At 73.1% G+C, this 10,742-nt stretch carries 10 protein-coding genes; 3 read left to right on the top strand and 7 right to left on the bottom strand.

Features of this window, described 5'->3' with window-relative positions:
* Positions 1–4,207: NEW3 domain-containing protein (locus AB0J39_RS34535; RefSeq protein WP_363472489.1), on the bottom strand; the 4,207-nt coding region annotated here is incomplete at its 3' end.
* Between the two features lie 177 nt (positions 4,208–4,384).
* On the opposite strand from AB0J39_RS34535, the gene AB0J39_RS34540 reads away from it, so the two are divergent.
* Positions 4,385–4,678, top strand: a complete 294-nt coding sequence (locus AB0J39_RS34540; RefSeq protein WP_363472491.1) for a putative quinol monooxygenase — start codon at positions 4,385–4,387, stop codon at positions 4,676–4,678.
* On the opposite strand, the gene AB0J39_RS34545 is transcribed toward AB0J39_RS34540, so the two are convergent.
* A complete protein-coding gene (locus AB0J39_RS34545) occupies positions 4,668–5,375 on the bottom strand; it encodes an MBL fold metallo-hydrolase (RefSeq protein WP_363472493.1) in 708 nt (235 codons plus the stop codon). The genes AB0J39_RS34540 and AB0J39_RS34545 overlap by 11 nt on opposite strands.
* A gap of 194 nt (positions 5,376–5,569) precedes the next feature.
* Between AB0J39_RS34545 and AB0J39_RS34550 the strand changes: the two genes are divergently transcribed.
* A complete protein-coding gene (locus tag AB0J39_RS34550) occupies positions 5,570–7,843 on the top strand; it encodes a glycoside hydrolase family 3 N-terminal domain-containing protein (RefSeq protein ID WP_363472495.1) in 2,274 nt (757 codons plus the stop codon).
* A gap of 31 nt (positions 7,844–7,874) precedes the next feature.
* Here AB0J39_RS34550 and AB0J39_RS34555 read toward each other — a convergent pair whose 3' ends face one another.
* The 4 genes from AB0J39_RS34555 to AB0J39_RS34570 all read right to left on the bottom strand — a co-directional run bounded on the left by AB0J39_RS34555 (position 7,875) and on the right by AB0J39_RS34570 (position 10,057).
* On the bottom strand, positions 7,875–8,291 hold the full coding sequence (locus AB0J39_RS34555) for a DUF3592 domain-containing protein (protein ID WP_363472497.1): 417 nt from the start codon (positions 8,289–8,291) through the stop codon (positions 7,875–7,877).
* 87 nt (positions 8,292–8,378) lie between these two features.
* Positions 8,379–8,792, bottom strand: a complete 414-nt coding sequence (locus AB0J39_RS34560) for a PH domain-containing protein (RefSeq protein ID WP_363472499.1) — start codon at positions 8,790–8,792, stop codon at positions 8,379–8,381.
* Between the two features lie 97 nt (positions 8,793–8,889).
* Positions 8,890–9,528, bottom strand: a complete 639-nt coding sequence (locus AB0J39_RS34565) for a DUF5709 domain-containing protein (protein ID WP_363472502.1) — start codon at positions 9,526–9,528, stop codon at positions 8,890–8,892.
* A gap of 37 nt (positions 9,529–9,565) precedes the next feature.
* Entirely contained in the window at positions 9,566–10,057 is a 492-nt protein-coding gene (locus AB0J39_RS34570) for a metallophosphoesterase family protein (RefSeq protein WP_363472504.1), read from the bottom strand.
* A gap of 130 nt (positions 10,058–10,187) precedes the next feature.
* On the opposite strand from AB0J39_RS34570, the gene AB0J39_RS34575 reads away from it, so the two are divergent.
* Positions 10,188–10,328 (top strand): hypothetical protein, encoded by a 141-nt coding sequence (locus tag AB0J39_RS34575; protein ID WP_185949415.1) that lies wholly within the window; start codon positions 10,188–10,190, stop codon positions 10,326–10,328.
* Between the two features lie 99 nt (positions 10,329–10,427).
* On the opposite strand, the gene AB0J39_RS34580 is transcribed toward AB0J39_RS34575, so the two are convergent.
* Positions 10,428–10,550, bottom strand: coding sequence for a hypothetical protein (locus tag AB0J39_RS34580; protein ID WP_363472507.1), 123 nt, complete (start codon positions 10,548–10,550; stop codon positions 10,428–10,430).
* Positions 10,551–10,742 lie beyond the last annotated feature (192 nt).

The raw sequence follows: 10,742 nt of genomic DNA on the forward strand, positions 1-10,742 counted from the left end.
GGACGCCCGGCGGCACGCGCACCGGGAAGCACACCTCCGCCTCGCCCTCGGGCGGCACGACAACGCCGGTGTTCCACTCGGGGAACATCCCGAACGTCTGCCAGGGGCTGACGAGCTGCGCCCGCGCGGAAACCGGCGACCGCGCCTCCGAGCTCAGCCGGACGACGATCTCCGCCCGTTCGCCGGGCGTCAGCCGCAGGTGAGGCGGGTGACCGAGACCCTCCAGCGTCACCTCCGGCCCCGGCGACCGCCGTCCGCCCTCCCCCGGCCGGAACACGTGCAGCCGGGTCACGTCCTCGTACGTCTGGCCGCTGGACTCGGTGCGCGCGGCGAGCAGGTGAAGGCCTCCCTCGGCGCCGGGAGGCGGGGTGAGCCGCACCGGCACGGTGGCGTGGCCTCCCGGAGGCAGCACGTACGGCCGGACGGCGGGCGCCACCGACCAGCCCTCGGGGGCGATGAGCGTGACCACGCCCTCCGCCCGGTCCTCCGTGAGGGCGGAGGCGATGGTCAGCGTCAGGTCGACCGGCCCCCCGACGTCCACGTCGGACGGGGACAGGTGAACGGCGACCGGCAGATCGCCCATCGGCGCGGGCCCGGTGTTGTCCAGCCAGTAGCGCGTGTGGACCGGCTGGTACGGCTCGATCCCCGGCACCTCCGGCACCTCCGGCACCTCGCGCACGGTCTCGCCGTCCGTCCCCGCGCCGTCCGTCTTCGCGCCGTCCGCGGGCGGCCCGGGACGGAGCGGAGCGACCAGCGTGACGATCTCCATGCCGGCGAGCGCGCCGGGGGTGTCACCGGTGACGTTCTCCAGCAGGCCGGCCCGCCGCCACGCTCCCAGGGGCAGCGTCGTGGCGACCGACAGCGGGACGGTCCGGCCGCCGGCCTCGTACACGCGGGCGGTCAGCGCGGTCACCGGGCCGGGCGTGCGGCCCGAGGCGATCGGGTTCCCGGCCGCCTTGAGCGCGGTGAGGACCAGGCCGGGGCCCGTCTCCAGGAACGACCGCTCCCCCGCCGGCCCGTCCTCCCCCACGGTCGCGAGCAGCGGGTGGTTGACGTCGTGGCCGAGCCGTACGAGATCGGCCGCGCGCCAGTCGCCGGGGGCGGCCGCCAGGGAGCACTCGAACGTGTGCGTCCAGTGCTGGAGCTGGAAGTTCGAGCCGTCGGGCGCGGTGCGGCGCGGCGGGTCGATCCACACGCCGGACGGCCAGCCGGTGCACGACCGCATGAGCGACACGTGCAGCGCCCCCGACGGATCGACCGCGAAGCCCGGGACACCCCGGTTGATCAGCCCGATCGTGTAGTCGTCGAGACAGGTGCCGGGCTCGGACTCCGTCACCACCTCCACGGCCGCGTCGGCGAGGTCCGCGACCAGCTCCTCGACCGCCCCCTCGCCACAGACCACGAGGACGGGAAGGTCGCGGAGGCCGGTCAGGTCCGCGCCCGGCACCCACACCTTCTCCAGCGGCTCGTCCGCCGACACCCACAGACGGGCTCGGCCTTCAGCGGCGAGACGCGCGCGCAGTTCAGCGGCCTCCGCGTCGTCCAGCAGCGCGGCGACGAACGGATTCTCCTCGGGAGTGCCGACCGCGATGCGCACGTCGGGCAGGTTGGAGTCCACGGCGAGGTCGCCGTACCGGGGGCCGGGCCCGGTGGAGCACGTCGAGGTGACCCCCTGCCGGACGAGCGCCACGGCCAGGTCCTTCAGCCCCGCCGCGGCGTCACCGGGCGGCGCGACGATCTCGGCGACGCCGATCGCCCGCGCGCCGAGGGGCCGTCCGGCGGGCGAGCGCAGCACGACGCGGGCGGTGGACGACAGCGCGAACCAGTTGTGCGCGGGGTTGTCCAGCGTCCAGGGGTGCTCCGCGGAGTCCACGTCGATCAGGCCGAACCCGCGCCCGACGACGGCGCCGGCGACCTCGCTGACCGGCAGCGCCCCCGGCACGCGTACCGGCCAGCGCAGCCGGAGCAGCACGTCGGAGCCGTGGAACTCGTCCACGTGAGTGGTGAGGTCCACCCGCGGCAGCCCGTCCCACAGGGTGATCTCCTGTGTGTAGGCGACGGGCCCGATCGTGCCGGTGACCGTGATCCGCCGGCCGGCCGGGCACTCGGCGACGGTCACCTCCGCCGGGGCCCCGGCCGACCCCGTCACCCCGCCGCTCGGCACCAGGTGCCAGGGGCCCTCGCCGAAACGCGGATGCGCGGAGTGCTCGTCGTAGACGAGCAGCTCGTTGCCCGTCCGCCCCCGCTGCAGCAGCTCGCGGCCCTCGACCGTGAGGCTCGACACCGTCCCGCCGCGCTCGGGGTCGACCTCCACCGCGTGCGTGGCGTTCTCGATCCACGTCCCCTCGCGTACCGTCCAGCCGACCGGGGCGGGCTCGGCGGTGGGCAGCAGCCGGAACGTCCGGTATCCGAGCGCGGGCACGGCGGCGGCGACGAAGACCGCGTCCACGGCGGCGAGACTGCCGTCAGGGTGCCGCTCGGGATGCTCCAGCAGCAACCCGTCGCCGGACTCGAGCCGCACGCCGTACGCCCCCGGCTCGGGCAGCGTCAGCCGTACGCGGACGAGGTCGGTCCTGGGCCAGGAGGAGGGGTTCCAGACGGCGACGCCAGTCAGGTCCTCGCCGAGGCGGCGCAGCGACGCGTCGAGGATGCGGCCGCCCAGGTCCCAGGCCTCCCGCCAGCCCGTCATCAGGTCCAGGTAGACCTGGTCGGACTCCGATCCGGTGATGCCGTCGTGGTGCGCGCCGTACGCGATCTGCCGCCAGGCCTTGTCGAGGGCGGCATGCGGGTAGGGCGCGCCGAGGGTCGCGGTGGCGACGGCGGCGAACTTCTCGGCGTCGGCGAGCCGCGTCTCGGCGTGCCGCTGGGCCTGTTTGGTGTCGATGTACGACACGTCCTTGCCGGTGTAGACCGGGTTCATGTCCCGCGTCTGCGGCGTCAGGCGGACGCCCTCCTCCCGCACGGCGGCGAAGAACTGCCGAGGCAGCCCGCAGACGAACCGGGGCGAGACGTAGCGGCGGTTCCAGTCACGCTGGATCTCCATGACCCACTTGTTGGGCGGGGTGTAGTCGGTGCCGACGGGCAGCAGCACGTTGCGGGTCGCGGCGACCTTCTTGAGCAGCGTGAACAGCTCGTAGACCGCGGCCTCGGCCTGCTCCAGCGTCGGCGCGGAGTCCATCCACCACCCGGCGCTGTAGTGGGCCGGCATGTAGTGGGTGGTCACCCCGCGCCCCGACGGCGACACCCACTCGAACTCGGAGGGGAACTGCATCACCGACGGGTCGCCCCAGCCGCCGCCGGCGAGCATCGGGCCCCACTGGTGGTACGGCCCGCGCGCCCACGAGCTGGAGGTCAGCCCCGCCTCGGCGGCGAGCCCGGGGAACTGCGGATCGTGCCCGAACGCGTCGAGCTGCCAGGCCGTCGCCGGATCGCCGCCGAGCACGTCGCGCTGGAACCCGATCCCGTGGACGATGTTGCGGATCGTCGCCTCGGGCCCGGTCAGGTTGGTGTTCGGCTCGTTGTACGTGCCGCCCATGATCTCCAACCGGCGCTCGGCGAGCAGGCGGCGCAGGTAGGCCCGGTCCTCGGGGTGGGCGTTCCAGTACGGCTTCAGGTAGTCGACCTCGGCGAGCACGAACGTGTAGCCCGGCTCCCTCCTGGCGGTCTCCAGGTGAAGCCGGACGAGGTCGAACCCCGCGTGCTGGAACTCCTGCCGGTTCGCCTGTGCCGCACCGCCCGCGTGGTCCCAGGTGGCGGTGTAGGCGGCCTGGGTGTTCCACCACACGGGGTCGTAGTGGAAGTGGGGGATCATCCAGACCGTCCAGCCCGGCTCGGACACGAGCAACTCCCCCTCGGCCGTGCACCGCTCCCGGCCGGCGGCGGCCCGCACGGTGATCGGGACGCGTGCGCCCGGGACGGCGGCGGGCGCGGCGACCTCCACGGGGACCTCGACGGCCACGGGGACCTCGACGGCCACGGGGACCTCGACGGCCACGGGGACCTCGACGACCACGGGCACCCCCACCACCATGCCGGGGGGACCTCCGTCCGCCCCGTGCTCGCCCCGCACCCCCGGGCCGGTGACCTCGACCACCGGGGACGCGTCGTCCGGCACCTCGCCGAGCACGACCCGGACCACCTGGCACGGGCCCTCGCCGGCGGCCGGACGGACGAACAGCTCGGTGGACTCGACGGCGGTGACGCGCATGCGCACCCCTAACTGCGGCTCCCCACGGCGGCCGCTGGGGGGACAGGTGACGGTCGAGACATCCCCCGCCCGCGCGGGCCTCACCCATGTGATCTTCGCAAGGCGCGCCGCCGGGGACGGTGCCGTACGCTGACCATGATCAGCGATCAGCCGTCCCGCCCGAGAGGAGACCCGACGATGTCGGTGTGCGTGGCGATCCTGCAGGCCAAGCCCGAGCACGCGGACGAGGTGGAGGCGGCCGTGCGCGGCATCGCCGCCGCCACCCGCGACGAGAAGGGCGCCCTGGCCTTCGTGCTCCACCGGCAGGGCTCGGACAAGTTCATCATCTACGAGAAGTACGTCGACGACGACGCCCGCGAGGCCCACTTCGCCACGCCGTACGTCTCGGGTCTGGTGGCCCGGTTCGGGGAGCTGCTCGTCGCCGAGCCGCAGATCGAGTTCGCCGAGGAGCTGACGGGCTTCATCCGCTGAGGCGGGCCGGGGCCTCCCCGAGAAGGCCGGAGGCGCCCTCGGTGACGGGCTCGCCGTGCCCGAAGCAGGCGATCTCGACGTCGAGGGCCGCCTGCCGCGCGAAGGAGGCGACCGCGCCGGCCGGGTCGGCGTTGAACACGCCGAGGATGACCTGCCCGTCGGGGGTCCGCGCGATCGTGTCGCCGGTGAACAGCACCCCCGCCTCCGGCAGGTGGAGCGCGAGGCTGCCCGGAGTGTGACCGGGGACGGCGAGCACGTGCGCCCCGCCGCCGAAGTCCAGTGTGTCGCCGTCGTCCAGCTCGCGGTCGACGCGCACGGGCGGCGCGGGCACCTGCGGCATGCCCTCGTGCACCCTGTCCCACAGCTCCCGCTCCCAGCCCGACAGGATCGGCGGGGGCCCCGCGGCCTCGCCCCGGATGTACGGCGCGTCGTCGCGGTGGGCGTACACGGTGACGTCACCCCAGGACGCGACCTCGGCGGCCGAGCCGGTGTGGTCCTCGTGGAAGTGGGTCAGCACCAGCCGCCGCACGTCGGACGGGGCCTGCCCGAGCGATCGGACGGCCTGCTCGATGAGCGGCGCGGAGCCGGGCAGCCCGGAGTCGATCAGCGTGAGGCCGTCCGGGTCGCGCCACAGGTAGACGTGGCCCACGGGGAAGCGCAGGAAGTAGAGGTGGGGAAGCAGTCGCACGACGTCCATGTGGCGACGTTAGAGCGATCGCGCCGCCCGTCCGCGTGATCTTCGCTCGCAGCGGATCCGCCCGCGGCGGAAGCCGGGCCGCGCGGCGTGAAAGTTTCCTCGTGCGTGGCTGGTGGCGACTGTCCGGGAGTCGTGTCGATTGACCCGAATTCCCGCCGATTCCTACGGTCGGCAGGAATTTCGAGGGAGGAACCATGACATCCCGGCTGAGGCCCGTCTGGGTCGCCACGCTCGTGGCGCTGCTCGCCGCGGCGCTGAGCGTCGTCTTCACCGCCGATCGCGAAGCCGCGCGGGCGGCGGACGCGCCGTACAAGGATCCGGCCCTTCCGGTGGCGGCGCGGGTGGACGACCTGCTGTCCAGGATGTCGCTGGACGACAAGGTCGGGCAGATGACCCAGGCCGACCGGTCTGCCCTGACGACGATCTCCGACGTCGCGACGTACCGGCTCGGCTCGATCCTGTCCGGCGGCGGCTCGGCGCCCTCGCCGAACACCGCCTCGTCCTGGGCCGACATGTACGACAACTTCCAGCGGCAGGCGCTGTCCACCCCGCTCGGCATTCCGATGATCTACGGGGTCGACGCCGTGCACGGCCACAACAACGTCGTGGGCGCCACGATCTTCCCGCACAACATCGGGCTGGGGGCGGCCCGCGATCCCGACCTGGCGGAGCGGGTCGGGCGGGCGACGGCCGAGGAGGTGTCGGGCACCGGAATCGACTGGACCTTCGCGCCCTGCCTGTGCGTGGCCCGCAACGACCGCTGGGGCCGGACGTACGAGTCCTTCGGCGAGGACCCGCAGCTCGTCACCCAGATGACGACGATCGTGGACGGCTTCCAGAAGGCCGGGAACGCCTCCATCCTCGCCACCGCAAAGCACTACGTGGGCGACGGCGGCACCACGGGCGGCAGGGACCAGGGCAACACCGAGCTGAGCGAGGCCGACCTGCGCGCGATCCACCTCGCGCCGTTCAAGGCCGCCGTGCAGCGCGGCGTGGGCAGCGTGATGGTCAGCTACAGCAGCTGGAACGGCGCCAGGATGCACGGCAACAAGTACCTGATCACGGACGTGCTGAAGGGCGAGCTCGGCTTCACCGGCTTCGTGGTGAGCGACTGGGCGGGCATCGACCAGCTCGACGGCCAGACCGGCTTCACCGCGAGCGAGATCACCACCTCGATCAACGCGGGCGTCGACATGGTCATGGTGCCGACCGACTACAAGAAATTCGTCTCGCTGCTCAAGCAGGAGGTGCAGGCCGGGCGCATCGCGATGTCGCGGATCGACGACGCCAACCGGCGCATCCTGACCGAGAAGTTCAAGCTGGGACTGTTCGAGAAGCCGCTGACCGACCGCTCCTATACCTCCACCGTGGGCAGCGCGGCGCACCGCGCCGTGGCCCGCGAGGCCGTACGCAAGTCGCTGGTCCTGCTGAAGAACGCGGGCAACGTGCTCCCGCTCGGCAAGAGCGGCGGCAAGATCTTCGTGGCCGGCAAGAGCGCCGACGACATCGGCAACCAGAGCGGCGGCTGGACGATCAGCTGGCAGGGCTCGTCCGGGAGCACCACCACCGGCACCACCATCCTGCAGGGCATCCGCGACGCCGTCGGCTCCGGCACGCAGGTCACCTACAACCGCGACGGCAGCGGCATCGACTCGTCCTACCGCGCGGCGATCGCCGTCGTGGGCGAGACGCCGTACGCGGAGGGACAGGGCGACCGGACCGGGTCGATGGGCCTGGACTCGACCGACCTGGCCACGCTGCAGCGGCTCAAGGCGTCCGGCGTGCCGCTGGTGGTCGTGCTCGTCTCCGGCCGGCCACTGGACATCGCCGGTCAGCTCGACCAGTGGAACGCGCTGGTGGCGGCCTGGCTGCCGGGCACCGAGGGCCGCGGCGTGGCCGACGTGCTGTTCGGCGATCACGCCCCCACGGCGAAGCTGCCGATGACCTGGATGCGCAGCGCCGACCAGCAGCCGATCAACGCGGGAGACGGCAAGCAGGCGCTGTTCGAGTACGGCTTCGGGCTGACGTACACGGGCTCCAGCCCGTCCCCGTCGCCCTCTCCGTCGCCCAGCCCGTCGCCTTCGCCCTCCCCGTCCCCGTCCCCGTCGCCGAGCCCGTCGCCCAGCGCCAGCCCGTCGGCGCCGTCCGGCGGGTGCGTGGTGACGTACAAGGTGAACGACTGGGGCAGCGGGTTCACCGCGGACGTGACGATCACCAACAGGTCGTCGAGCCCGGTCGACGGGTGGCGGCTCCAGTGGACCTACGCCGGCAACCAGAAGGTCACCGGCTACTGGAACTCGACGGTCACCCAGTCGGGCCAGCAGGTCACCGCGTCCAACGCCACCTGGAACGGGACCATCGGCGCGGGCGGCGGCACGGCGAGCTTCGGCTTCCAGGGGTCCTACAGCGGCGCCAACGCCGCCCCCGCCGCGTTCACGCTCAACGGGACGGCCTGCGCCACCGGATGACGGCGCCCCGAGGGGGCGGGGACGCCGCGGCTCAGAACGTCTGGACCAGCGCCACCCCCGCCCCCGCGGCGAACAGCACGATGCCGACGGCGAGGAAGATGCCGCCGAGGAGCGTTCCACTGCCCGCCGCGCTGTCGATCCGGATCCGCGTCGGCTTGGCCGGGTCGTACAGCACCAGGACCTCCTCACCCGGCCGGGCCGGCGGCGGGTTGCTCCCGTAGGTGGTCTCGGCCTCGACCTGCTGGCCGTACACCGTGGTGAAGCGAATCGTGGGGTAGTAAACGGTCCCGTCGCCGGACCGGCTCGCCCGCAGCCCGACGACCAGGCCGGCGGTGCGCTGCGCCCGGCGGCGGAACTCCCGCGCGTTCATCGTGATGCCGCCGCCGATGAGGCCGAAGAGGAGTCCGATACCCGAAAGGATCAGGGTGATGAGAGCGGTTTGTGACACGATCGGACTTTAGGGCCCCGCGCTTGCGATAGGCTTGCACCGTTCCCAAACCGCGACCGTCCCGCACCGCGACGGCGCGCGTACGGATCAGGGACGCATCCGCATGAGCGTCTCGGCCACGTCGACGACCGGCTCACCGAGGTCGAAGCGGCTGAACAGATGGATCTGCTCACCGGCGTCGATCTCCAGCAGCTCGGTCGTGAGGCCGTAGCGGCGGTGGGAGTCCACCCGGATGCGGTCCACATCGTTCCAGGAGATGCGTTCCCGCCCGGCGATCCCGGAGACGACCAGCCCGTCCTCCCCCGCCGCGAGCCGCACCGGCGCGACCAGGTCGCGGCCGGTCAGCAGGCCGATCCCCAGGGCCGCCACGCCGGCGAGGAAGAGCTGCGCGCCGTCGCCGGCGACCGCCAGCACACCGCACAGCACGGTGCCCCCGGCCTTCAGCGCAACGATCCCGCGCGGCACCCGCCATTCGTGCCGCGGCTCCTCAACTCCCGCCATCGAGGCAGCGTAACCAATGTGAGGTCCTTTCGCGGCTCCTTCTCCGCCGCTCGCGCCCCGCGGCGGCGGCCCGGCCCCCGGCCGCCGCCGTCTCCCCCTACGGTGTCTCGTCTTCCACGCGCATCGCCTGCTCCTCCGCCGTGTAGCCGCCGAGGTCGGGCCCCACATCCTCGGCGATCAGGTCCTTCTCGGTGTCCACGCCCATGCCGCCGTCCGGATCGACGAGCCGGCCGACCCGGCCGGGTTCGCCGGTGCCGTACCTGCCCGGCTGGGCCGGATCGACGGTCGCGTAGTCCGCCGCGTCGCCCGATCCGTATCCGCCGGCCTCGTCCCCGGTGCCGGTCCCGTACCCCTCGTACGGCTGGTCGCCGCCCTCACCGAGGACGTCGGCCTCGGCTCCGGAGGAGTAGGCGAGCTCGTCCTCGGAGGAGTCGAGCAGCTCGTCGCCGGCCTCCCCGGCCTTCTCCTCGCCGCGGCCCTCGGGCCCGGTCTGCGTGCCGAACCGGACGTCCAGGTCCGGTTCCTCGCGGGACAGGCGCAGGTCGTGGGACTCGCCCTCGCGCATCTCCGTGGTCGTGGTGCCGTACTCGTCGAGGCCCAGGGGCCGGTCGCCGGGCAGCGGCATCTCCTGCGGGTCCTCGGCCCACTGCTGCCCGGGCGTGCCCTCCTGCAGGTCCGGAATGCCTTCGTCCTCGAACCGCGAACGCGGGTCGGGCTGTGGTCTGTTCTCTCTCATAACGGCCCCATGCCCCGCCGTGCGGCCCTTAGGCAGGTCAGGTGACGGGGACGATCTCGGCGCGCCTCAGCAGGCCGTCCTCGACGTCGAGGACGCCGATGGTGCCGTGCGGCTGGCGGCGGCGGTCGGTGGGCGAGCCGGGGTTGAACACCCGCACCCCGTCGCCGGTCACGTCCATGGGGATGTGCGAGTGGCCGAAGACGACCAGATCGGCGTCCGGGAACCGGCGCCGCATCCGCCCGGTCCGCCCGGCGGCCTGTCCGCTGTCGTGGATCATCGCCACCCGGAGTCCGCCGAGGTCGAGTTCGAGCGTCTCGGGGGCGCCCCAGGCCGCGACGTCCGGTCCGTCGTTGTTGCCGAGCACCGCGTGGACCCGGGCGTACGCGGACAGTTCCACCAGGACGTCCGCGGTGCAGACGTCGCCGGCGTGCAGGATCAGGTCCGCCCTCCGCAGGTGCTCGGCGACCGGGGGCGGGCAGGACTTCCAGCGCCGCGGCGCGTGGGTGTCCGCCAGCACGACGACCTTCACCGTTCCATATTCCCCCAGGAGAAGAGGTGCCAAATCACGTTTTCGGGGAATAGAGATCAGGTCCCGCACGACCCTCACGTCCTGCACCCCTACACCGGTCTCCCCCGGCCGGTCCCGCTCGGGAGGAACGATGAGCAGGCAGATCGCCGACGGCTTCCAGGCCCCCACCCTGTCCGAGCTCGAGGCACGCGTACGCGGGCTGGAGACCCAGGTCGCCCACCTCACCGAGCTGGTCAAGACGTTGTCCGGGCAGAGCCGGGAGAGCCGCTGACGGCGCCTCCGCCCGGACGCATGCCGCCCGGAACGACGGCGTCCCCGCCAGGGAGAACCTGACGGGGACACCGGCGTGGGCCTCTTCTGACGGCGACGGTTACGCGCGACGCGCGGAGGCGGCGACGGCCCGGATCTTCCGGTTCGCGCCCCGGCCCGCCGCGTGCCCGCTCACGTGCCCGTCGCCGGACCCGTTCGCGGACTTGCCGGCGGATCCGATCACGGACCCCTTCTCGGATCCATTCACAGATCCGTTCACAGACCCCTTCTCGGATCCGTTCGCGGGCCCGCTCCCGGACGCCTGACCGGACCGGTTCGCCGGCGCACCGGCCTCCCGGGCCTGGGCGGCGCGGGAGTCCCGCGCGCGCCCGTCCGAGCCCGTGCCCGCCGGGACGGGCAAGGCCCGTCCGCCCGA

The organism is Microbispora sp. NPDC049633, assembly GCF_040675265.1.
GTDB lineage: Bacteria > Actinomycetota > Actinomycetes > Streptosporangiales > Streptosporangiaceae > Microbispora > Microbispora maris.

Bases quoted from the DNA above. Each gene is read 5' to 3' on its own strand.
- AB0J39_RS34540 (WP_363472491.1), top strand. From the start codon at position 4,385: ATGTCGGTGTGCGTGGCGATCCTGCAGGCCAAGCCCGAGCACGCGGAC.
- AB0J39_RS34545 (WP_363472493.1), bottom strand. From the start codon at position 5,375: ATGGACGTCGTGCGACTGCTTCCCCACCTCTACTTCCTGCGCTTCCCC.
- AB0J39_RS34550 (WP_363472495.1), top strand. From the start codon at position 5,570: ATGACATCCCGGCTGAGGCCCGTCTGGGTCGCCACGCTCGTGGCGCTG.
- AB0J39_RS34560 (WP_363472499.1), bottom strand. From the start codon at position 8,792: ATGGCGGGAGTTGAGGAGCCGCGGCACGAATGGCGGGTGCCGCGCGGG.
- AB0J39_RS34565 (WP_363472502.1), bottom strand. From the start codon at position 9,528: ATGAGAGAGAACAGACCACAGCCCGACCCGCGTTCGCGGTTCGAGGAC.
- AB0J39_RS34575 (WP_185949415.1), top strand. From the start codon at position 10,188: ATGAGCAGGCAGATCGCCGACGGCTTCCAGGCCCCCACCCTGTCCGAG.